This is a genomic window from Plantactinospora sonchi, assembly GCF_036422035.1.
Classification (GTDB): Bacteria; Actinomycetota; Actinomycetes; order Mycobacteriales; family Micromonosporaceae; genus Plantactinospora; species Plantactinospora sonchi.
In genome coordinates this window covers 128,608-150,529 of sequence record NZ_JAZGQK010000007.1, presented here as the reverse complement: position 1 = coordinate 150,529, position 21,922 = coordinate 128,608, and the positions used below count along the sequence as shown (strand labels likewise).

Annotated in this window: 18 protein-coding genes; 6 read left to right on the top strand and 12 right to left on the bottom strand. The window is 70.0% G+C overall.

Going from position 1 to position 21,922, the window contains the following annotated elements; all coding sequences use genetic code 11:
• Positions 1-232 precede the first annotated feature (232 nt).
• The gene (locus V1633_RS09985) at positions 233-994 is read left to right on the top strand and encodes a GntR family transcriptional regulator (protein WP_331213942.1); all 762 of its coding nucleotides are present in this window, start codon (positions 233-235) and stop codon (positions 992-994) included.
• Positions 995-1,055: 61 nt separating this feature from the next.
• On the opposite strand, the gene V1633_RS09980 is transcribed toward V1633_RS09985, so the two are convergent.
• Positions 1,056-1,805, bottom strand: a complete 750-nt coding sequence (locus tag V1633_RS09980) for an SDR family oxidoreductase (protein ID WP_331213941.1) — start codon at positions 1,803-1,805, stop codon at positions 1,056-1,058.
• Between the two features lie 45 nt (positions 1,806-1,850).
• Positions 1,851-2,438: an NADPH-dependent FMN reductase gene (locus tag V1633_RS09975; RefSeq protein ID WP_331213940.1), complete on the bottom strand. Its 588-nt coding sequence runs from the start codon at positions 2,436-2,438 to the stop codon at positions 1,851-1,853.
• A gap of 128 nt (positions 2,439-2,566) precedes the next feature.
• Here V1633_RS09975 and V1633_RS09970 point away from each other — a divergent pair, with 128 nt between their 5' ends.
• Positions 2,567-3,307 (top strand): TetR/AcrR family transcriptional regulator, encoded by a 741-nt coding sequence (locus V1633_RS09970; protein WP_331213939.1) that lies wholly within the window; start codon positions 2,567-2,569, stop codon positions 3,305-3,307.
• Between the two features lie 96 nt (positions 3,308-3,403).
• Here the strand turns inward: V1633_RS09970 and V1633_RS09965 are convergent, their stop codons facing one another.
• Positions 3,404-4,765, bottom strand: coding sequence for an NAD-dependent succinate-semialdehyde dehydrogenase (locus V1633_RS09965; RefSeq protein WP_331213938.1), 1,362 nt, complete (start codon positions 4,763-4,765; stop codon positions 3,404-3,406).
• 194 nt (positions 4,766-4,959) lie between these two features.
• A complete protein-coding gene (gene oxc / locus V1633_RS09960; protein ID WP_331213937.1) occupies positions 4,960-6,693 on the bottom strand; it encodes an oxalyl-CoA decarboxylase in 1,734 nt (577 codons plus the stop codon).
• Between the two features lie 709 nt (positions 6,694-7,402).
• Between oxc and V1633_RS09955 the strand changes: the two genes are divergently transcribed.
• A complete protein-coding gene (locus tag V1633_RS09955) occupies positions 7,403-7,612 on the top strand; it encodes a hypothetical protein (RefSeq protein WP_331213936.1) in 210 nt (69 codons plus the stop codon).
• Positions 7,613-7,661: 49 nt separating this feature from the next.
• On the opposite strand, the gene V1633_RS09950 is transcribed toward V1633_RS09955, so the two are convergent.
• The 5 genes from V1633_RS09950 to frc form a co-directional block, all read right to left on the bottom strand.
• Positions 7,662-8,687 (bottom strand): TerC family protein, encoded by a 1,026-nt coding sequence (locus V1633_RS09950; protein WP_331213935.1) that lies wholly within the window; start codon positions 8,685-8,687, stop codon positions 7,662-7,664.
• Positions 8,688-8,690: 3 nt separating this feature from the next.
• On the bottom strand, positions 8,691-9,266 hold the full coding sequence (locus V1633_RS09945; protein WP_331213934.1) for a hypothetical protein: 576 nt from the start codon (positions 9,264-9,266) through the stop codon (positions 8,691-8,693).
• An 18-nt stretch (positions 9,267-9,284) separates the two neighbouring features.
• Positions 9,285-10,691: an Nramp family divalent metal transporter gene (locus tag V1633_RS09940; RefSeq protein WP_331213933.1), complete on the bottom strand. Its 1,407-nt coding sequence runs from the start codon at positions 10,689-10,691 to the stop codon at positions 9,285-9,287.
• A gap of 317 nt (positions 10,692-11,008) precedes the next feature.
• Positions 11,009-13,159, bottom strand: a complete 2,151-nt coding sequence (locus tag V1633_RS09935; RefSeq protein WP_331213932.1) for an acetate--CoA ligase family protein — start codon at positions 13,157-13,159, stop codon at positions 11,009-11,011.
• An 85-nt stretch (positions 13,160-13,244) separates the two neighbouring features.
• Positions 13,245-14,474, bottom strand: coding sequence for a formyl-CoA transferase (gene frc / locus V1633_RS09930; protein ID WP_331213931.1), 1,230 nt, complete (start codon positions 14,472-14,474; stop codon positions 13,245-13,247).
• 425 nt (positions 14,475-14,899) lie between these two features.
• On the opposite strand from frc, the gene sucC reads away from it, so the two are divergent.
• On the top strand, positions 14,900-16,078 hold the full coding sequence (sucC, locus tag V1633_RS09925) for an ADP-forming succinate--CoA ligase subunit beta (protein WP_331213930.1): 1,179 nt from the start codon (positions 14,900-14,902) through the stop codon (positions 16,076-16,078).
• 5 nt (positions 16,079-16,083) lie between these two features.
• Positions 16,084-16,959 (top strand): succinate--CoA ligase subunit alpha, encoded by an 876-nt coding sequence (gene sucD / locus V1633_RS09920; protein WP_331214198.1) that lies wholly within the window; start codon positions 16,084-16,086, stop codon positions 16,957-16,959.
• Positions 16,960-17,088: 129 nt separating this feature from the next.
• Here the strand turns inward: sucD and V1633_RS09915 are convergent, their stop codons facing one another.
• From V1633_RS09915 to V1633_RS09905, 3 genes are all read right to left on the bottom strand, one after another.
• Complete coding sequence (locus V1633_RS09915; protein WP_331213929.1) at positions 17,089-17,538, bottom strand: molybdopterin cofactor-binding domain-containing protein; 450 nt, start codon at positions 17,536-17,538, stop codon at positions 17,089-17,091.
• A gap of 544 nt (positions 17,539-18,082) precedes the next feature.
• Complete coding sequence (gene fdhD, locus V1633_RS09910; RefSeq protein ID WP_331214197.1) at positions 18,083-18,931, bottom strand: formate dehydrogenase accessory sulfurtransferase FdhD; 849 nt, start codon at positions 18,929-18,931, stop codon at positions 18,083-18,085.
• 107 nt (positions 18,932-19,038) lie between these two features.
• Positions 19,039-20,412 carry an OFA family MFS transporter gene (locus V1633_RS09905; RefSeq protein WP_331213928.1) on the bottom strand — a complete coding sequence of 458 codons (1,374 nt, stop codon included), beginning with the start codon at positions 20,410-20,412 and terminating at the stop codon, positions 19,039-19,041.
• Between the two features lie 195 nt (positions 20,413-20,607).
• Here V1633_RS09905 and V1633_RS09900 point away from each other — a divergent pair, with 195 nt between their 5' ends.
• A complete protein-coding gene (locus V1633_RS09900; RefSeq protein WP_331213927.1) occupies positions 20,608-21,771 on the top strand; it encodes a molybdopterin molybdotransferase MoeA in 1,164 nt (387 codons plus the stop codon).
• The last annotated feature ends 151 nt before the right edge of the window (positions 21,772-21,922 follow it).

The window sequence follows — 21,922 nt, the reverse complement described above, 5'->3', positions numbered from 1 at the left end:
GTCCACATTCAACATCGTCGAACCCAATGTCGGGGCGGGCGGCCGGGGCCGTCCGCCCCGACGGCACCGCCCGGAAAGATCCGGGAGCAGTTGTTCAGCGGGTGCCGATTCCGCCGGAAGTCGCCGCGGTCACGTACCGCCGGCGACATCATTGCATCTCGACGACTGTATGCTATAGACCAGTTCGGACGCGGCAGCGTCCGATTCGTTCTTTCGCAGCCGGAGGTAGTCGATGACCGATTGGGGGGGCTCGACCTCGCCAGGTGCCAGCGGCGGCGGGCGCCGCCGGCTCGCCGCCACCCGCGGCCAGAGCCGGGCCGCGCGGCAGCCGCTGGAGCGTCCCGCACCGCTGCGCCAGGCGGTTTATGACGTCATCGCCGAAATGATCATCAACCGGGAGCTGCAACCGGGTGAGCACCTCGTCGAGAACGAGCTCGCCGCCCAGCTGGGCGTCAGTCGGCAACCCGTCCGGGAGGCGCTGCAACGCCTGCAGAGCGAGGGCTGGGTCGACCTGCGTCCCGCCCTCGGCGCCTTCGTGCACGTGCCCACCGAGGAGGAGGCGGACCAACTGCTCGCCACCCGCACCCTGCTGGAGACGGAGTCCGCCCGGCTGGCCGCGAAGCACGTCACCGACCAACACGTCGAGCGGCTGCACGAGTTGCAGGCGGCCGGCGAGAAGGCACTCAGCGACAACGACCAGGCCGGCCTGGTCGCCGCGAACGCCGCCCTGCACGCGTACGTGGTCAGCATGTCCGGCAACAAGGTGCTGGCCGAGCTGATCGCGATGGTGGACCGTCGGGTGCGGTGGTACTACGCCCCCATCGCCCAGTCCCGGGGCCGGGAGGCCTGGGACGAGCACGCGGCGCTGATCGAGGTGATCGCCGGCCGGAACAGCCGACGCGCCGCCGAGCTGATGCGCAAGCACACCGAGCGCACCCGGGAGAGCTACCACCAGCGGCGCAAGGAGGCCGCCGAGCGGGAGGCCCTGGCCTGAGGAGGAGCCCCCGCGTCGCGCTCGCGAAAGGGCTCCTCGTCACCCTGACGGGCGGCACCGGCTAGAGCAGGGTTCCGCCCGAGACCTCGATCCACTGGCCGGTCACCCAGCGGCTGTCCACGGAGGCGAGGAACGCCACCGTGTCGGCGACGTCCTCGGGTGTGCCCAGTCGGCCCATCGGCGACAGGGACGACAACCACGTCCTGGCGTCGCCGACCAGGCGCCCCTGGTGCATGTCGGTCTCGACGACGCCCGGCGCCACGGTGTTGACGGTGATCGCACGCGGCGCCAACTGCTTGGCCAGGGTCGCGGTGAACACGTCGAGCGCCCCCTTGGACATGGCGTAGGCGATCGACCTCGGCATGGCGGAACCGCGGGTCAGCATCGTGGAGATGTTGACGATCCGGCCGCCGTCCCGCAGCCGTCGCAGCCCCTGCTGGGTGACGAAGAACGGCGCCCGCGTGTTGACCGCGAACACCCGGTCGAAGGCGGCGCCGCTCACCTCCCGGATCTCCCCCTGGTCGCCCAGCACCCCCGCGTTGTTGACCAGGATGTCCAGACCCTCGGCCTGCGCGTCGAACTCCGCCCAGAGCGTCGCGACGTCTCCGGGTACGCCGAGTTCGGCGCGTACCGCGAAGGCCTGCCCACCGGTCGCCTCGATCATCGAGACGGTCTCCTTGGCCGCCGCCGCGTTGCTGCCGTAGTGCACGGCGACCCGGGCTCCGTCCTGTCCCAGGCGCTGGGCGATCGCCCGGCCGATCCCTCTGCTGCCGCCGGTGACCAACGCCGTCCTGCCGGCAAGTGTGCCCATGACTGTTGCGCCTTTCGATGTGTCGCGTGGTCTGTCGCGCCTGCCTCAGGCCTGGTAGGGAGAGCTGGCCCTGGCCTGCTTCAGGGCCCGGGCCCACCAGGTCACCTGGTCGAGCAGGGTCTTGGCGGCGGTCACGGGACCCTGTGGGTCCTTGGGCTTCCCCTCGCCGTCGAACTGCGTCCAGGCGCTGTGGAAACTGACCGTGTCCCGGGTCGTGACGGCGTGGAGTTCCGCGAAGACCAGCCGCAGATGCTCCACGGCACGCAGTCCGCCGGCGAGCCCGCCGTACGACACGAACGCCACCGGCTTCGCGCGGAACTGGGCGTTGTGCCAGTCGATCACGTTTTTCAGGGCTGCCGGATAGCTGTGGTTGTACTCCGGGGTCACCACGACGAAGGCGTCGGCGGCCTCCAGCCGCGGTGTCAGGACGCCGAGCGCGCGCAGCGCCTGTGCCGACGGTGACATCGACGGCGCCTCCGGACCGATCGGCGCGTCGGCCAGGTCGATCAGGTCGACCAGTACGTCGTCGCGGTGCTCGGCCTCGCCCACGAACCAGTGGGCCACGGTGGGGCCGAAGCGTCCGTCACGGACGCTGCCCAGGATGACGGCAAGTCTCAGCCGGTTGTCGGACATGGTTGGTCCTCCAGCACAAACGTGGGATCGGACGATCCGCTCTCGTACCCGACAGCAATCGCGTACGTCGTACTCGAAATACACGCTAGCTATTCGGGTACGATGTACGCAAGAGAAGGGAGGATGTGATGTCCGACAACAGTCGGGTCAGCATCTGGCTGTGTCCGGAGCGGGTCGAGCGGTCCGGTCCCGGCCGGCGACCCGGCTACAGCCGTGCACAGATCACCGAGGTTGCCGTCCGGATCGCGGACACCGAAGGGCTCGACGCGGCGACCATGCGCCGAATCGCGCAGGAACTCGGCACCGGAGCGATGTCGCTGTACCGGTACGTGCCGAAACGCGACGACCTGATCGACCTCATGGTGGACGCGGTCGTCGGCGAGATCGACCTGCCCGAACAGCCCGGCGGCGACTGGCGGGCCGATCTCTCGCTGATGGCCCACCAGACCCGCGCCGTGGGCCTGCGCCACCCCTGGCAGGCCACCCTCGCCCGACGCCCCACCCTCGGACCCCACTCGCTCCGGGTCTACGACTTCGCGATGCGCGCCCTGGACGGCTTCGGCCTGCACATCGACGAGATCACCAGCCTGTGCGGCATGGTCGGCGACTACGTCGCCAGCGCGGTACGCGACGAGATCGGCTGGCTCGACCAGGCCCGGCGTACCGGCATGGACCGCGCGCAGTGGATGGGCGAGTACGTCGGACCGTACGTCAGACACGTGGTCGAATCCGGTCGGTACCCGATGTTCAACCGCGCGATCCGGGAGGGACGCGTCGCCCACCTGTCCCCCGACGCACGCTTCCAGTACGGGCTGGACCACGTGCTCAACGGCATCGCCGCCGCCCTCTCCGGACAACCGGGCCGCTGAGCGACCGGACCACGGTCTCCCCCGCCGCCCGCGTCACCGAAGTGACTCGGGTCCCGTGCGGAACTCTTTGATCCCGTGGGCCGGCCGCGGCGGGTGTTACAGGCGGATGGACTTCTTGTTCATGAACTCCTCGATACCGGCCGCGCCGAGTTCCCTGCCCACCCCGGAGCGCTTGATCCCGCCGAACGGCAGGTCGGCCTGCGACCCACCGGCACTGTTCAGGTACACCATGCCGGACTCGATCTGCTCGGCGACCCGGCGCAACCGGTCCGGGTCGGTGCCCCAGACGCTGGCGCCGAGCCCGAACGGCGAGTCGTTCGCGATCGCGACCGCCTCCTCCTCGGTCTCCGCGCGGAAGATCAGCACAACCGGGCCGAAGATCTCCTCGTGGTAGGCGTCCATCTCCGGGGTCACGTCGGTGAGCACGGTGGCCTCGAGATAGGCGCCAGGCCGGTCGATGCGCCGCCCGCCGGTGCGTAGCGTCGCACCCTGCCGGACCGCCTTCTCGATCTGACCAGCCACCTCGTCGGCCGCCGCGACCGACGCCAGCGGCGGCAACTTCGTCGCGGGGTCGCTGGGGTCGCCCGGTACGAAGGTCTCCGCCACGTACTTGGTCAGCCGGTCGACGAACTCCTCGTAGATGTCGGCGAGCACGATCATCCGCTTCGGCGAGTTGCACGACTGGCCGCAGTTGCGCATCCGGGCGGTCGCGGTGGCCTTCACCGTCCGGTCCATGTCGTCGGTGTCCAGCAGGATCAGCGGGTCGGAACCGCCCAGCTCCAGGACGACGCGCTTCAGGTTCTTCCCGGCCTCGGCGGCGACCGAGATGCCCGCCCGCTCGCTGCCGGTCAGCGAGACGCCCTGGATGCGGGGGTCGGTGAGCATCCCGGGGATCTGCCGGCTGGACGCGAAGATGTTCACGTACGCGTCCTCGGGCACCCCGGCGTCGTGCAGTACCCGTTCGAACGCGGCCGCCGACCGGGGGCAGATCGAGGCGTGCTTCAGCAGGATCGTGTTGCCGAGGACCAGGTTCGGCGCCGCGAACCTGGCGATCTGGTAGCAGGGGAAGTTCCACGGCATCACGCCGAGCAGTGCCCCGATGGGATTCTTGGTGATGACGGCTCTGCCGCCCTTGATCTCCAGTGGCTCGTCGGCCAGCAGCGAAGGACCGTTGTCGGCGTAGTACCTGAAGATGTCGACGACCACGCCGATCTCGCCGCGACCCTCGTTGATCCGCTTGCCCATCTCCAACGTCATCGTCGCCGCCAGCTCGTCGGCGCGCTCGGCGAACAGGTCCGCCGCCCGTGACACAATCTTGGCCCGCTCGGCGACCGGCCGGCGCCGCCACGACAGGTACCCGCGGTGGACGCGGTCGATCGCTTCCCGGACCTCCTCGTCGGTCGCGTTCTCGATCTGTTCGATCAGTTCACCCGTCGCTGGGTCGGTAACTGTGTACATGGGGATCCGAGCCCTCCGTTCTTGGCCACGGCCGTGCGTCGGCCGGCCGCCGACCCGTACCAGGGGTTCGTCGCGGCGGCGGGCGTTGCCTGCCGAGGCGCCCGAGCGAGATGTCCGACGCCGGCCTCGCCGACGCCGACGCTGCGGTGCGCCCCGGTCATCGAGGCGCACCGTGGGGTAAGGGGTGGTCGATCTCAGCGCTGGACCGTGATGCCCTTGGGGTTGAGGTGGGCGATGTTGCCGCTCTCGGTGCCGTCGGTGGGGTCGATGACGCAGTCGATCAGCGCGGGCTGGCGCAGTGCCAGGGCCTCGCGCAGGGCGGCGGTGACCTCTTCGGGCGTCGTCGCCCGGTAGCCCTTGCCCCCGAACGCGGTGATCATGACGTCGTGGCGGGCCCGGAGGGCGGTCGGTGCCGGGTCTCCGGACGGAGACGCGTCGTCGCCGCGGTAGACGCCGCTGTTGTTCAGCACCACGGTGACGACGGGGAGGTTGTAGCGGCAGATCGTCTCGATCTCCATGCCGCTGAACCCGAACGCGCTGTCGCCCTCGATGGCGACGACCGGGTCTCCGCTCTCGACCGCGGCGGCGATCGCGAATCCCATGCCGATGCCCATCACGCCCCAGGTGCCGCTGTCCAGGCGGTGCCGTGGCACCCGCATACCGATCGTGTTGCGCGCCAGGTCCAACGCGTTCGCGCCCTCGTTGACGACGTACGCCTGCGGGTTCTCGGCGAGGACGTCGCGGATGGCCTGGAGTGCGCCCAGGAACTTCATCGGGTGTGCCGTCTCGGCGGCCTTGAGACGCTTGGCCATCTTGTCGACGTTCGCCGCCGAGCGGGCCGAAAGCTCGTCCCGCCACTGGGTCGGGACGGTGATCTGGCCAGGCTTGGTCCGCTCGATCAGGGCCTGCATCACCGAGCCGACGTCACCGACGAGCGGCGCCGCGATGGGCTGGTTGCTGTCCAACTCGGTGCTGGCGATGTCCACCTGAATGAACTTGGCGTCGGGGTTCCACTGCGGTGCGTCGCCGTGTCCGAGCAGCCAGTTCAGGCGCGCACCGACGAGCATCACGACGTCGGCCCGGCGCAGCGCCAGGGACCGGGTACTGGCCACCGACTGCGGGTGGTCGTCGGGCAGCAGGCCCTTCGCCATCGACATCGGCAGGTAGGGCACACCGGTGAGCTCGACGAACTGGCGGATCTCGTCGTCCGCCTGGGCGTACGCGGCGCCCTTGCCGAGCACGACGAGCGGCCGCTGGGCGCCCGCGAGCAGCTCGATGGCCCGGTCCAGGGCCGAGGGTTCGGGCACCTGACGCGGTGCCGGGTCGACGACCTGCCACAGTGACGCCGCGCCCAGGTCCGCGTCGATGACCTCGCCGAGGACCGCGGCCGGGATGTCGAGGTAGACCCCACCCGGGCGCCCGGACACGGCGGTACGGATCGCGCGGGCCACGCCGCGGCCGATGTCCTCCGCCCGGTGCACCCGGTAGGCCGCCTTGGCGAACTGTCGGGCCGCCGCCAGCTGGTCCATCTCCTCGTAGTCGCCGCGCTGCAAGTCGACGAGGTGTCGCTCACTCGATCCGGAGATCTGCACCATGGGGAAGCAGTTCACGGTGGCGTTGGCCAGGGCCACCAGCCCGTTGAGGAATCCCGGCGCGGACACCGTCAGGCAGATTCCCGGCTTTTTCGTCAGGAACCCGGCCGCCGCCGCCGCGTGTCCGGCGGCGCTCTCGTGCCGGAAACCGATGTAGCGGATGCCGGACGCCTGCGCCAGGCGGGCCAGGTCGGTGATCGGGATGCCGACGACGCCGTAGATGGCGTCAACCTCGTTGAGCTTGAGCGCATCGACGACTAGATGGATCCCATCGGTGAGTTTCCCCGCACCTACGACGCCGCCAGCTTCTGATTCCTGGAGGGAAGCGGTGGTCATGATCAGAGTCCTCCATCATGGTCGTGCGACTTCTGTATACAGTATGTAGTCTAGCGACCGATCGTCGGAATGACATGGCCGGGCGACGGCGACGACGGCACCGCACGGAAGCGCGCACGGGAAGCGACGTCCTTCCCCCTCGCTGTCCTCTAGAAGTGCATACCGTATGGGGTAGGCAATAATCGTGGACCATGTAACAGCAGGGTGTCTAGGGGGTAGCAGAGACGTTTTCCGGGCAGCCGTCGGTACGCGGCTCCGACCTGGTCACGGAGTCCGTCCAAGGCGCCGGTGGTGGCTTTGGTCACTAGATCGTCTTTTGTATACCGAAGGCGGTATCCTGGAAGCGCAAGACGAACGCCTGTCATCGGACAGGACGAGCACTGAGCAGGTTTGTGGTGGAACGGCACCGGGTAGCTCCACACAGGAGGCGATCCGTACCGTTGACACCACCATCCGGGACGCAACGCCGCGGCCCCGTCCGGTCGCCACGGGTATCCCCCGTCAGCGGCCGATCCGGCGACAGACTCCGCCGCCACCCGACAGAACGTGGCGACGGCCAACCCGGCGACCCGGTATGTGCCCGGCCCCACCAGGCACATCCGGGTGTCCTGCCGGACCACCGGACCGCGGGCACGATGCCGCCGGTCCGGTGCGCACGGTCCCGGGAAGCGTCGTTTCCCGGGAAGACCAATCAATCAGGAGTGATCTCATGACCACCTGGCGAACGTTCTCACGTTCCCTGGCCCGCCTGAGCGACCGGCTGGCCCTGCCGACCGGTTTCTCGGCCGACGGCCGCTCCCTCGGGCTCGGCCTGGCGACCGCGCTGGAGAACCAGCGTCGGGCCGCCCGGCCGAGCGACGAGGAGATCGAGCGCTTCCTCCGGAGCTCCGCCTCGGACGAAGACCTGGCCAGGGTCTGACGGGCAGCTCGGTCAGACCGGGATCCGATGGTCTGACCGAGCATGCCGATCAGACCTTGTCCCGCTCCGCCGCCACGGGATCCGGGGTACCGGAGGTCTCCGCCTCCGTCCCCACCGTGGCGGCGGTCGGCCTTTCCCGCTGTTCCCGCCGGGAGACCGCCAGGCTGGCCACCGTCGTGATCACCAGCGTGCCGAGGATGACCCCGAGCGAGACGGCGATCGGCACCTCCGGCGCCCAGGAGACGCCGTCGTGGTGCAGCGCCTCCATCACCAGCTTCACGCCGATGAAGGCCAGGATGATCGCCAGGCCCTTGCTGAGGTACACCAGCCGGTCCAGCAGCCCGCCGATCAGGAAGTAGAGCTGCCGCAGGCCCATCAACGCGAAGGTGTTCGCGGTGAAGACCAGGTACGGCTCCTGGGTCAGGCCGAAGATCGCCGGAATGGAGTCCAGGGCGAAGAGCAGGTCGGTGGTACCGATGGCGATCATGACGATCAACATCGGCGTCACCATCATCCGGCCGTCCACCCGGGCGAACACGGACGAGCCGCGGTAGCCGTCGGTGGTCGGCAGGACCCGCTTCATCGTCCGCAGCGCGACGTTCTCGGAGAACTCGTCCTCGTGCTGCGGGCCGACGAGCTTGATCGCGGTGTAGATCAGGAACGCGCCGAAGATGTAGAACAGCCAGTCGAACCGGGTGATGGCCTGGGCCCCGGCCGCGATGAAGACCGCCCGCATCAGCAGCGCCAGCACGATGCCGATCAGCAGCACCTTCTGCCGGTATTTGATGGGTACCGCGAACCGACTCATGATGATGACGAACACGAACAGGTTGTCGACGCTCAACGAGTACTCGGTGAGCCAGCCGGCGAAGAACTGCCCGCCGTACGTCGTGCCCTGGGTTCCCATGATGACGAACCCGAAGACGACCGCCGCCAGTACGTAGAAGCTCACCCAGCCGACGCACTCCCGGAACGACGGGTCACGTGGGTTACGGGCGACCAGGTAGAAGTCGAAGGCGATCATCACGAGGAAGCCGCCGATCGTGACGGCCCACACCCAGACCGGTAGATTCATTGACTACTCCTTGGGGCCAGTTCGAGACAGGGCCGGTCGGCCCGTCGCCCGGGCGGTCGCCCGGGCCCGCCGCCGGCTCTCCCGGGCCTTCCACTGCGCCTCCGCGTGCCGCAGGTAGAAGAGGTAGAGCCGCTCCGCCCGGGGGTTGTGGTGCTGGATCCGGCGGAACCAGTGCGGCGCGATCCGCTCGTGCAGCCAACTGAACCCGATCGCGAACCCGACGCTGATGAGCGCCTGGTAGACGAGGAAGCCGAACACGTCCGGCGGCAGGGCCGGCCGGCCTGCGATGAGCAGGCCGGCCAGCACCTCGTGGGACAGCCGGGTGAGCGGGAACGCCACCAGCCAGAACAGTGCCGTCGGCGCGAACACCCCCGGCGACAGGATTCCGTTCGCCAGCAGCAGTCCGAAGCCGGCGCCGGCCAGGACCATCGGCAGCCCCAGCCCGAACCCGGTCGCCAGGGCCCAGCCGACCGGCTGGCCGGCGGCCAGGGCCAGCCCGACGGCCGCCACTCCGGCGACCGCACCGATTCCGGCGCCTGGCGCGATGAGCTCCGCCAGGTGTCGCAGACGGATGGTCATGCCAAATCCTTCCGTCGCTCAGTCAATGACCACACCGAACCTGACCAGGCTGTAGATCAGCATGCCCAGGTAGAAGACCGCCCCGAAGCCGATCACCGCGTTCTGCAGGATGTTCGGACGGATCGGTTTCGGCAACATCCGGTTGTTCACCAGCAGCAGGACGACGCAGTACGCGCCCATCGCGAAGGTGGAGAGGAAGGCCAGCACGTCCAGGATCGCGCCCGGACCGTCCGCGGGACCGAAGTTGAGGATCAGGATGCCGAAGGCGATGACGCCCCAGAGGAAGCCGGCGTACAGCTTCGACACACCGAACCGCTTGGCTCCCGGTACGAAGTGGTACGTCATGTCCGCCTGGCCCCGGGAGAACGAGTCGAACAGACCCAGGGTGGCGTTGAGGCCGATCAGCGCGATGAAGCCGAGGAAGATGCCGTGCAGCACCGGCGCGCCGGCCGAGGCGAAGGCGTCCGCCATGGCGGTCAGCGCCGCCTCACGTTCACCGTCCCGGATCACGTCCCCGACGCTCGGGTTCTCCCGGACGGCGGTCTGGGCCAGCACGGTGAACGAGATGGTGACCAGCATCGTGACACCCCAGAAGAGCAGCAGGGCGTCGAAGGTCACCCACCGCCGCCAGCCCTTCCACTTCTTCATCTCCTCCGGGTTCTCGGTGTCGAACATGAACCCTCGGGACGGCATGACCTCCTCTTCGCCCGCGTGCCGCAGGCCGCGGACCTTCGGGATGTGCGCGCCCATGCCGGCGCCGGAGTCACGCAGGTGCAGCGTGTACCACATCTGCTGCATGCCGGACGGGCCGGCGAACGCGATCGCACCGACGATGACCGGGAACCAGGTCGCCGACATCGCCTCGTCCGGCAGGTAGCCGAAGTGGAACATGCCGCTGAGGGTCTGGGTGACGTCGCTCCACTGGCCGACCATCGAGGCGACCACCGCGGTGCCGACCACCAGGACGCCGATCAGGATGCCGAGCAGGCTCTCCAGCAGCGGGTAGATCACCTTGGCGAGGCTGAACACGATGCCGACCAGGATCAGACCGACACACGCCGAGACTGTCCAGGGTATGCCGGTCACCTCCTCGAAGGCGGCGGCGCCGGTGGAGAGGTGTCCGGGCCAGATGTAGACCAGGATCGCCACACTGAAGAAGAACCACATCAGTGGTTTGAACACCCGGGCGGCACCGAAGAAGATGCTCTCGCCGGTGGCCATCGCGTACCGGGCCATCTCCAGCATGACAAACGCCTGGAGGGTGACGCCGATCAGGAACAGCCACCGGATCTCCGGCCCGAAGATCAGGACCAGCCGGGGCCACATGTACGACTCGCCCATGCCCACGCCGAGTGCGACGAGGAACACGGTCGGGCCGAGCAGGTGGATCGAGGGCGGTGCCTTGGGGAGTTCGCGGATCGGCATCGGCTCGAGCTTGCCGGCCCGCCACACCCGGGTGTCGGTGGCGGCGCCCCCGCCAGCGCCGGAGCGCTGGTCGGGGATCGCGGTGGTGCCTGATGTTGCTTTCGTACTGTCTGTCGGTTGGCTGTGGGCAGGGCTGTTCGAAGCGTCCACGCTGGACCTCCTAGGGACTTCCGACGACACGAGTCCGGTGGACGGAGCCGGACCCGACGTACATGTCCTTCGACCCCTGGCCGCGGAGCGGGTCGCCGTGAGGCTAGTGGCCCCTCCAACTGCCTGGTGTGATGAGACGGAACTGCATTGGTGCTACGGCTGCCCGGTCAATCACCGAGCAGACCGGCGGAGCGTGCCCACCGGTACTTGGCACCGAGCACCGCGACCGGCTTCTCCGTGGTGTACGGGTAGGCGACGATCCCGTGCCGGTAGAGGTGCTCGCTGGCCTGCTCCACCTCGACGTCGCCGGCGAGCGAGGCGACGACGGGCTTGTGGATGCCCTTGGCCCGGAACTCGTTGACCACGTCGACCACCAGCTCGGCGAAGACCATCGGCGGGGTGACGATGGTGTGCCAGTAGCCGAGGATGAGCGAGTGGATCCGGGGGTCGGACAGGCCGAGCGCGATGGTGTTCCGGTACGTCGCCGGCGGCTCGCCGCCGGTGATGTCCACCGGGTTGCCGGCCGCGCCGAACGGCGGAATGAACTTGCGGAACGCCTCGTCGAGGTCAGACGGGATCTCCATCAGGGTGAGCCCGTTGTCGACGCAGGCGTCGGAGAGCAGCACCCCGGAGCCACCGGCCCCGGTGATGATGACGACGTTCTCGCCCTGCGGGGTGGGCAGCAGCGGGATGCCGCGGGCGTACTCCAGCAGGTCGTTGAGGCCGGGTGCCCGGATCACCCCGTTGGACCGGAGGATGTCGTCGTAGACCTTGTCGTCACCGGCCAGGGCACCGGTGTGTGAGCTGGCCGCGCGGGCGCCCATCGACGTACGGCCGGCCTTGAGCACGATCACCGGCTTGGTCTTCGACACCCGCCGGGCGGTCTCGGCGAACGACCGACCGTCCTTCAGGTCCTCCAGGTGCATGGCGATGAGGTCGGTGTTCGGGTCGCTCTCGAAGAAGGTCAGCAGGTCGTCCTCGTCGATGTCGGACTTGTTGCCGACCCCGACGATCGAGGAGACCCCCATCTGGGCGGAACGGCTGAACCCGAGGATCGCCATCCCGATGCCGCCGCTCTGCGAGGAGAGCGCCACCCCGCCCTTGACGTCGTACGGGGTGCAGAAGGTCGCGGACAGGTTCTCCGGCGTGTAGTAGTAGCCGTAGATGTTCGGGCCGAGGATGCGTACCCCGTGCCGCCGGGCGATCGCCACCACCTCGGCCTGGAGTTCGTGGTTGCCGGTCTCGCCGAAGCCGGACGGGATCAGGATCGCCCCGGCGACGCCCTTGGCGCCGACCTCCTCCAGCGCCGCCGGCACGAACTTGGCCGGGATCGCGAAGACCGCGACGTCCACCGGGCCCGGTACGTCGGCGATGCTCTTGAACGCCTTACGGTCCAGGATCTCGGTGGCCTTCGGGTTGATCGGGTAGATCTCGCCCTGGTAGCCGCCGTTGACCAGGTTCTTCATCACCGAGTTGCCGATCTTGCCGGTCTCGGCGGAGGCACCGATCACCGCGACCGAGGCCGGCCGCATGATCCGGTTCATGCTGGCCAGGATCTCCTCGTCGGTGAACCGGTACGGCTGCTCGGCCGCGTTGTCGTCGACCAGGATCCGGACGTCCACCGCGGTGGCGCCGGTCGAGGTGGCCAGCACCGGGTTGAGGTCGACCTCGGCCAGTTCCGGGAAGTCGGTGACCAGGGCGGAGAGGCGGACGATGAGGTCGGCCAGGATCTCCCGGTTGGCCGGCTCGGCGCCGCGTACGCCGCGCAGGATCTCGGCCGCGGCGATGCCGTCGATCATCGACAGCGCGGTCTCGGTGTCGGCCGGGGCGAGCCGGAAGGTGACGTCCTTGAGCACCTCGACCAGGACACCGCCGAGACCGAAGGCGACCACCTTGCCGAAGGTCTGGTCGGTGACCGTACCGACGATGACCTCGTGGCCGGAGTCGAGCTGCTGCTGCACCTGCACCCCGACGATCTTGGCGTCCGCCTTGTACGCACGGGCGTTGTCGATGATGGTCTGGTAGCCGGTCGCCACCGCCTCGGCGGTGTGCAGTCCGACCAGCACCCCGCCGGCCTCGGTCTTGTGCAGGATGTCCGGCGAGACGATCTTCAGGACCACCGGCAGGCCGATCCGTTCGGCCAGGGCCACCGCCTCGTCGGCGCTGGTCGCCAACCCCTCGCCGGGGGTGCTGATCCCGTACGCCTCCACCACCAGCCGGCCCTCGGGCGCGGTCAGCGAGGTCCGACCCTCGGCCCGGGCCTGGTCGAGCACCCGCCGTACGGCCTCGCGGTCGTAGCTGCTGTCGTTCACTGGCATTCTCTGTCGTCTCCTTAGGAGCGTCACGTTCCGCCCGTCTCGGCGGGGCGGTGAATGTCCTGGGTCCGGTCGGCGTCCGGGCGTCTCAGATCGCGCCGGCGGCCCGCAGCTCGTCGACCTGCCGCTCGTCGTAGCCGAGCTCGGCCAGGACCGCCACGGTGTGCTCGCCGAGCAGCGGCGAACGCTCGATCTCGACGTGCGAGTCGGAGAGCTTGAGGGGGTTGCCGACCGTCTTGTACGCACCCCGCGCCGGGTGCTCGACCTCCACCACCGAGCCCAGCTCGGCGAGGGTCTCGTCCTCGATCAGCTCCTTGGTCGACAGGATCGGCCCGCACGGGATGTTGTGCGCGTTCAGCTTCTCCATGACCTCCCACTTGGTGTGCTTCTCGGTCCACTCCTCGATCAGCGCGAACGCCTTGTCGAGCTTGGAGAGGCGCACCTGCGGGGTGTTCCACGCCGGGTCGTCGGCCAGTTCGGGCCGGCCGATCAGGTCGCAGATCGGCTTCCAGCCGACCGGTTGGATGATGACGTAGATGTAGTCGTCAGGCCCGCCCGGAGCGCAGCGGACCGCCCAGCCGGGCTGGCCGCCGCCGGAGGCGTTGCCGGAGCGCGGCACGCTGTCGCCGAAGCTCTCGTTCGGGTACTCGCCGAGCGGGCCGTGGGCCAGCCGCTGCTGGTCGCGGAGCTTGACCCGGCACAGGTTGAGCACCGCGTCCTGCATGGCGACCTGGACACGCTGCCCGCGTCCGGTGTTGGTGCGCTGGTAGAGCGCGGCGAGGATGCCGGCCACCAGGTGGATACCGGTGCCGGAGTCGCCGATCTGCGCGCCGGTGGCGGTCGGCGGCCCGTCCTCGAAGCCGGTGGTGCTCATCGAGCCGCCCATCGCCTGGGCGATCACCTCGTACGCCTTGAAGTTGGCGTACCGGCCGGGACCGAAGCCCTTGATGGAGGCGTAGATGAGGCCGGGGTTGATCTCCTGCAGCCGCTCCCAGGGGAAGCCGAACCGCTCGACCACGCCGGGGCCGAAGTTTTCCACCAGGATGTCCACCTCGGACACCAGCTTGGTGAAGATCTCCTTGCCGCGCTCGTGCTTCATGTTGAGGGTGATGCTGCGCTTGTTGGCGTTCAGCATCGTGAAGTAGAGGCTGTCGACGTCGGGGAGGTCGCGGAGCTGGCCACGGGTGATGTCACCCTGTCCGGGCGCCTCCAACTTGATGACGTCCGCGCCCAGCCATGCGAGCAGTTGCGTGGACGAGGGACCGGACTGTACGTGCGTCATGTCGAGGACCCGTACGCCCTCCAGTGCCTTACCCATGAGCCAACCTCCTGTACGCGCCGCGCCATGCGTTGCCGATCGTGAAGCGAGGGATCCGTTGGGTGACCTTGCCGGGCCCGCTGTCCGGATCTCCGCCCACCTCCGAGGATTGCATACCGTATGGGGTAGGCAATATCGTGGCGCATGTAACAGCGGAGTGTCTAGGGGGTAGCAAGACGTTTTCCGCGCGAGCACTCGGCGGGCCGGCAGACCGGACTCCCGCCCGGCGGCGCGGACGGGCCTGACCTCCCGGTTCGCCGGGACGCGCACGGCCCACCCCACCGGCTTCCGACCCCACTCCCCCGTCGGCGGACCCGCCGCTCGGTTCCACGTTCCACCTCCGATCCCGATGTCCGATCCCGGTCGACGTACACGCCGCGAGCGGGAGCAACCACCACCAAGAGGTCGAAGAGAAGGGAGACCCGGTGGATCTGTTCGAGCACCAGGCACAGGAACTGTTCGCCAAACACGGCGTACCGGTCAGCCGGAACCGCGTCGCCACCACACCCGACGAGGCGTACGCCGCGGCCGCCGAGATCGGCGGGCGGGTGGTGGTCAAGGCCCAGGTGAAGACCGGTGGCCGGGGCAAGGCCGGCGGGGTGAAGCTGGCCGACGGACCGGACGCGGCCCGGGAGGTGGCCGGCGCGATCCTCGGCATGGACATCAAGGGCCACACCGTGCACAAGGTGCTGGTCACCGAGGCCAGCGACATCGTCGACGAGTACTACGCCTCGCTGCTGCTCGACCGCTCCCAGCGCGCCTTCCTCGCGATGGTCTCCCGGCAGGGCGGTGTCGACATCGAACAGGTGGCGGCCGAGAGCCCGGAGGCCCTGGCCCGGCTGCACGTGGACCCGGCCCGGGGGCTCGACCCCGACACCGCGCGCCGGCTGGTCACCGACGCCGACCTGCCCGACGAGGTACGGGATGCCGTGGTCGACATCCTGGTCCGGCTCTGGGACGTGTTCCGCAAGGAGGACGCCACCCTGGTCGAGATCAACCCGTTGGCCCGGCTCGCCGACGGCACCGTCCGGGCCCTCGACGGCAAGGTGACCCTGGACGGGAACGCCCGGTTCCGGCAGCCCGGCCACGGGGAGTTCGTCGACATCAGCGCCACCGACCCGCTCGAGGTCCGGGCCGCCGAGAAGCACCTCAACTACGTCAAGCTCGACGGCCAGGTCGGGGTGATCGGCAACGGCGCCGGACTGGTGATGAGCACCCTGGACGTGGTCGCCTACGCCGGCGAGGAGTTCGGCGGGGTACGACCCGCCAACTTCCTCGACATCGGCGGTGGCGCCTCGGCCGAGGTGATGGCCGACGGACTGGAGATCATCCTCGGCGACCCGGACGTCCGGAGCGTGTTCGTCAACGTCTTCGGCGGAATCACCGCCTGCGACGCCGTGGCCGACGGCATCGTCCAGGCGGTCGGGCTGCTCACCGCCCGAGGCGAGACGATCACCAAGCCACTGGTCGTCCGGCTGGACGGCAACAACGCGGCGCAGGGACGGAAGATCCTGGCCGAGGCCGCGCTGGACGGCGTACTGACCGTGGACACGATGGACGGCGCGGCGCGGCTCGCCGCCGAACTCGCCGGCAAGGGGGCGTGAGCGCGATGGCAATCTTCCTCACCGAGAAGAGCAGGGTGCTGGTCCAGGGCATCACCGGCACCGAGGGCACGAAGCACACCCGGCGGATGGTCGCCGCCGGCACCAACATCGTCGCCGGGGTCACCCCGGGCAAGGGCGGCCAGGAGGTCGACGGCATCCCGGTCTTCAACAGCTGCGCCGAGGCGGTGACGGCGACCGGCGCCGACGTGTCGGTGGTGTTCGTACCGCCCCGGTTCGCCAAGGCGGCGGTGATCGAGGCCGTCGACGCACGGCTGGGCCTCGCCGTGGTCCTCACCGAGGGCATCCCGGTGCACGACACCGCGACCTTCTGGGCGTACGCCAGCGCGGCGGGGAACCGTACCCGGATCATCGGACCGAACTGCCCCGGACTGATAAGTCCCGGACAGTCCAACGCCGGCATCATTCCGGCCGACATCACCAAGCGCGGCCGGATCGGACTGGTCAGCAAGAGCGGGACGCTCACCTACCAGCTCATGTACGAGCTGCGGGACTTCGGCTTCTCCACCTGCGTCGGCATCGGTGGCGACCCGATCGTCGGGACCACCCACATCGACTGCCTCCAGGCGTTCGAGGACGACCCGGAGACCGACGCGATCGTGATGATCGGCGAGATCGGCGGTGACGCCGAGGAGCGGGCCGCCGACTACATCCGGGAGCACATCAGCAAGCCGGTCGTCGGCTACGTCGCCGGCTTCACCGCTCCCGAGGGCAAGACGATGGGGCACGCCGGCGCGATCGTCTCCGGATCCTCCGGGACGGCGGCGGCCAAGCAGGAGGCGTTGGAGGCGGTCGGGGTACGGGTCGGCAGGACGCCGTCCGAAACCGCCGCCCTGATGCGCGAGACGTTGCTCGCGCGCTGACCCCGGGCGGGTCGCCGGTCCCCACCGAACTCGGCAGGTGGGGACCTGGCGCCGCGTACGCGAGGTCGGCGCAGGTCCGGGCGGAGACCGACACCTCCGCCCGGACCCCGACCACCTCCGCCCGTGCGGCTACCCCTCCGGGCTCATCAGTTGCTCGATCGTGATCGGCAGAGAACGGACCCGTACCCCGGTCGCGTGGTGGACCGCGTTCGCGATCGCCGCCGCGACACCCGGCAGCCCCACCTCGCCGACCCCCTTGGTGCCGACCGGGGTGAACCTGTCCGGCCCACCGACGAACACGACGTCCAGGTCACCGATGTCAGCCTGCACGGGGACGAGGTAGTCGCCGAGGTTGGCGTTCGCCACCCGCCCGGTCCGGGCGTCGGTGCTGGTCTCCTCGAGGAGCGCCTGGCCGATTCCGCCGACGGTGGCGCCGAGGATCTGGCTGCGGGCCAGCTTCTCGTTCAGGATCCGCCCGCCGTCGACCACCGACAACAGCCGCGGTATCCGCAGCAGCCCCAGCTCGGGGTCGACGTGCACCTCCGCGAACTTCGCCGCGAAGGCCTCCGCCAGCGCCATCCCGACCTGCTGGCCTCGGGCGGGGTGCTCGCTCCGTCGGCGGTCAGCTCGTCGAGCCCGTGCCGTTCCAGGATCGCGACGTAGCTCTCGCCCCGGCGCTGGTCGGCCCGGTGGTGGTTGTCGGTGCTCGCCGGCGCACCGGTCAGTACCGCCCCGGCGGCCCGCGCCCGCCAGGGCACGGTCCCGACACCACCGAGTCCCACCCGGGCCTCGGTGATCGTCCCCCCGCTCGATCGTCAGCACGGCGGCCACCGAGACGAGCGCGAACTCGTAGGAGGCGCGGTCGCGTACCTTCAGGTACAGCGACCGGGCGGTCGGCGGGAGCAGCGGTATCTCCAGCGCGGTGACCAACTCGCCGTGCCGCAGTACGGTCTGGATGTCCGGCCGCTCGCCGGGCAGGACGTAGAACGCCGGGCACCCCGCTGTCCGTCGTCTCGACTCACGCCCCCTCCAACCATCCCCGGGCGTACATCCGATACAGGGAGTATTCAGGAGGGCTCGATAGCAGGTGGGAGTAACTGCGCAAAAGGGGAAGAAGTGCCGCTCAGGCCGGCGTCTCGGTACGCTCCCGCTGGACCAGCCGGTCCGTCCCGGCGTACACGTTCATCGACGTACCACGGAGGAAGCCGATCAGGGTGAGTCCGGCGTCCTCGGCCAACTCGGCGGCCAGCGAGGAGGGCGCGGAGACCGCCGCCAGCGCCGGTACGCCGGCCATCACCGCCTTCTGGACCAGCTCGAACGAGGCCCGGCCGCTGACCATCAGCACGGTGCCGCGCAGGGGCACCCGGCCGTTGCGCAGCGCCCAGCCCACCACCTTGTCCACCGCGTTGTGCCGACCCACGTCCTCCCGCAGGCAGTGCAGTCGACCGTCGGCGGAGAAGAGGCCGGCGGCGTGCAGCCCACCGGTACGGTCGAAGACCCGCTGCGCGTTGCGCAGGGTGTCCGGCAGGCCGCTGACCACTGTCGGATCGATCCGCACCGGGTCGTCCCGCACGGACCAGGCCGCGATGGTCCGCACCGCGTCCAGGCTCGCCTTGCCGCACAGCCCGCAGGACGAGGTGGTGTAGAAGTTGCGTTCCAGCGACGGGTCCGGTGGCGCCACGCCCGGGGCCAGCACCACGTCGACGACGTTGTAGGTGTTCACCCCGTCGGCGGTGGCCCCCGCGCAGTAGCGGATGTTGGCGATCTCCTCGCCGCCACGGACCACGCCCTCGCTGACCAGGAAGCCGGCCGCCAGGTCGAAGTCGTCGCCCGGGGTCCGCATCGTGATCACCAACGAGCGGCCGTTGACCCGGATCTCCAACGGCTCCTCAGCCGCCAGCGTGTCGACCGGTTCGCTGCGTACCCCGTCGACGATCCGGACCACCCGGCGTCGACTCGTCACCCGTCCCATCCCGCCACCACCGATCCTCTCCGGCCCGGCCCGCCGGGCGACCACCACGTCGCGGGTCCGCACCCGCGTCGCCGGGGACCATCGGTCACCCGTACCGCGCCCGCGCGCTAGACGCGGTCGACGCCGAGTGGCGACGGCAGCCGGACCACGGCGAGTCCGGGCTGGCGCATCCACCGGGTCAGCGCCGCGCCGAGCAGACCGAGGCAACCGGCTACCACGAACGGTACGACAGAATCCGGGGTGGTCACGACCAGCCCGGCGAGCAGAATTCCGAGTACGCCGCCGACCGCCTTGCCGGTGTAGACGATCCCGTAGTTCGGCACCGTCGCGTCGTCGCCGAACCAGTCCCGGACCAGACTGACCAACAGGGAGTAGCCGGCTCCGGTACCCGCGCCGGCCGCCGCCGCGAAGCCCACCACGACCGCCAGGTGGTTGTCGTTCGCCGCGGCGGCGAGCAGACCGAACTGCGCCACCCCGCCGACCAGCAGGGCGAGTCCCAGCGTGCCCCGCCGCCCGATGCGGTCGGAGAGCGAACTGGTCACCGCCCGTCCGATGCCGTTGGCCGCGGCCAGCACACCCATCGCGGCCACCAGGGTCAGCGCGGAGAGCCGGCCGGCGTGTGCGGAACCGGCCAGGTAGGCGATGTCGAACAGGGCCATCGCCGCGGTGAGGACCACCACCACGAACATCATCGGCAGCATGCCGCTGCGCCACGCCGCCCTCGGCGGGTACGGCCGGACGGCGGGACGGTTGTGCGGGATGCTCCGGTTGATCCGGCGGTCGACCGCCCAACGCTGCGGGTCGATCTCCGCCGGCCACCAGTTCTTCGGCGGCCGGCGCATCAGCAGTCCACAGAGCGCGACCACCAGGAAGACGGCCACGGCGGTGCCGTCGAGGACGGCGGTACGGTTGCCCGGGTCCAGGGCGTAGCCGGCGAAGACGACGAACGGGATCGCGCCGTACCCGAAGGCGGCGCTGACCATCGCGACCCGGCCGGCGATCCGCTCCGGGAACCACTCGGTGACGGTGGCGACGCAGGTCATGTAGACCAGGCCGGCGCCGATCCCGCCGAGTACCGAGTAACCGAGCAGGACGGTACGCAGGTCGGTGCTGTGCGCCAGGGTGACCAGCGCGACCAGGCAGCAGGTCGCCCCGACCAGCATCGGTACGGCGAGCCGGACCCGCAGTCGCTGGTGCAGCCAGCCGCCCAGCGGTGAACTGGCGGCCTGGCAGACCACCCAGAGCCCGAGCACGCCGAACGCCTGCCACAGGCTCCAGCCGTTGGCCTCGGTGAGGGTGGGCAGGGCCGCGCCGAAGCCGTACTGGAAGAGGCTGATCGCCAACATCGCGGCCCAGGGCAGCCGGGTCATCCACGATCGGGAGCGCCCCAGCAGGGCCCGGTCGCTCTCGCCGATCCGGTAGCGGCGGCCGTAGAGGTCGCTGATCTCCCGCACCGCGGCGGGGTGATCGCTGGAGTCCATCGATTCCTCCAACTGGGCCACTGTATACAGTATGTCGAGTGCACTATTCTCTATCACAGGACGGGCGACTGTCCAGACTGATCGGCAGGCCCGTCGATGTCGTCCCCCGGCCGGAGCCGGGCGGCCGACGTCGTCCACCGGCCGGAACCGGTCGACGTCCCTGATACTGGTGCGGAAGAACGGCGAGGAGTGCGGATGAGACTCGGCACGGTCAACGCCACCGGTTGGCAGCAGGCCCGGCGGTACGCCCGGGAGGCGGCCCGCCCACTCCCGCCGGTCGACACACCCCTGGCCGACGCGGTCGGCGCGGCCCTGGCCACACCACTGGTCGCGCTCTCCCCACTGCCGGCCTACGACGCCGCCGCGATGGACGGGTACGCCGTCGCCGGCACCGGGCCGTGGCAGGTCACCGGACGGGTGCTCGCCGGTGACCCGCACCCGCCCGTCGCACTGCTGCCCGGATACGCGGTCGAGATCGCCACCGGTGCCGTGGTGCCACGCGGCGCCGACGCCGTCCTGCCGTACGAACGCGCCGTCCGGCACGGCCGTACGGTGACCGGCGAGATCGCGCCCGGCCGGCACGTACGCCGCCGGGGCGAGGACTGCCCGGCCGGTCAGGAGGTGCTGCCGGCCGGCACGCTCGTCACCCCCGTACTGCTCGGCCTGGCCGCCAGCCTCGGTCACGACACGCTGACCGTGCACCGGCGGCCCCGGGTCGGCGTGGTCGTCACCGGCGCCGAACTGCGGACCAGCGGACTACCCGCCCCGGGACAGGTCCGGGACGCGATCGGCCCGATGCTGCCCGGACTGCTCCGCACCGCCGGCGCCGAGCCGACCTGGGAGACCCGGGTCGCCGACGACCGGGCGGCACTGGTCGCCGCGCTGCTCCGCTCCGACGCCGAGGTGCTGGTGGTCTGCGGGGCCACCTCGGCCGGCGCCGCCGACCACCTGCGCGGCGCGCTCGACGCCCTCGGCGCCGACGTGCCGGTGCACGGGGTCGCCTGCCGACCCGGCCATCCGCAGCTCCTCGCGATCCTGCGGGACGGCCGGTACGTCGTCGGCCTACCGGGTAACCCGTACGCCGCCCTGGCCGCCGTACTCACCCTGCTGGCCCCGCTGCTCGGTCGGCTCGCCGGCCGTACCGAACCCCCGGTCCTGACCAGCACCCTGGCCGGGCCGGTACCCAGTCACCCGCACGACACCCGGCTGGTGCCGGTACTGCGTACCGGCGCCACCGCCACCCCACTGAACCACGACCGCCCCGGCTCACTCTGGGGCGCCGCGGCGGCGGACGCCCTCGCCGTCGTACCGCCGGGCTGGGACGGCACCGGCGAGGTGGAACTCCTCCGCCTCGGGTGAGAGACATCCCTGCGGCGCGGGCGGCCGGGCCGGATCCGGTCGCCGATCACCCGTCCAAATTGGCGATCATCTGTGCTATGGTCTCCGGCACAGGATACGAGGCATCGAGGAAACGGATTGCCTCTATGATTCCTCGACGCCACCTTCACAG

Coding starts and splice junctions, on each gene's coding strand:
- V1633_RS09985 (WP_331213942.1), top strand. CDS start 233: ATGACCGATTGGGGGGGCTCGACCTCGCCAGGTGCCAGCGGCGGCGGG.
- V1633_RS09980 (WP_331213941.1), bottom strand. CDS start 1,805: ATGGGCACACTTGCCGGCAGGACGGCGTTGGTCACCGGCGGCAGCAGA.
- V1633_RS09975 (WP_331213940.1), bottom strand. CDS start 2,438: ATGTCCGACAACCGGCTGAGACTTGCCGTCATCCTGGGCAGCGTCCGT.
- V1633_RS09970 (WP_331213939.1), top strand. CDS start 2,567: ATGTCCGACAACAGTCGGGTCAGCATCTGGCTGTGTCCGGAGCGGGTC.
- V1633_RS09965 (WP_331213938.1), bottom strand. CDS start 4,765: ATGTACACAGTTACCGACCCAGCGACGGGTGAACTGATCGAACAGATC.
- oxc (WP_331213937.1), bottom strand. CDS start 6,693: ATGACCACCGCTTCCCTCCAGGAATCAGAAGCTGGCGGCGTCGTAGGT.
- V1633_RS09955 (WP_331213936.1), top strand. CDS start 7,403: ATGACCACCTGGCGAACGTTCTCACGTTCCCTGGCCCGCCTGAGCGAC.
- V1633_RS09950 (WP_331213935.1), bottom strand. CDS start 8,687: ATGAATCTACCGGTCTGGGTGTGGGCCGTCACGATCGGCGGCTTCCTC.
- V1633_RS09945 (WP_331213934.1), bottom strand. CDS start 9,266: ATGACCATCCGTCTGCGACACCTGGCGGAGCTCATCGCGCCAGGCGCC.
- V1633_RS09940 (WP_331213933.1), bottom strand. CDS start 10,691: ATGCCGATCCGCGAACTCCCCAAGGCACCGCCCTCGATCCACCTGCTC.
- V1633_RS09935 (WP_331213932.1), bottom strand. CDS start 13,159: ATGCCAGTGAACGACAGCAGCTACGACCGCGAGGCCGTACGGCGGGTG.
- frc (WP_331213931.1), bottom strand. CDS start 14,474: ATGGGTAAGGCACTGGAGGGCGTACGGGTCCTCGACATGACGCACGTA.
- sucD (WP_331214198.1), top strand. CDS start 16,084: ATGGCAATCTTCCTCACCGAGAAGAGCAGGGTGCTGGTCCAGGGCATC.
- V1633_RS09915 (WP_331213929.1), bottom strand. CDS start 17,538: ATGGCGCTGGCGGAGGCCTTCGCGGCGAAGTTCGCGGAGGTGCACGTC.
- fdhD (WP_331214197.1), bottom strand. CDS start 18,931: ATGGGACGGGTGACGAGTCGACGCCGGGTGGTCCGGATCGTCGACGGG.
- V1633_RS09905 (WP_331213928.1), bottom strand. CDS start 20,412: ATGGACTCCAGCGATCACCCCGCCGCGGTGCGGGAGATCAGCGACCTC.
- V1633_RS09900 (WP_331213927.1), top strand. CDS start 20,608: ATGAGACTCGGCACGGTCAACGCCACCGGTTGGCAGCAGGCCCGGCGG.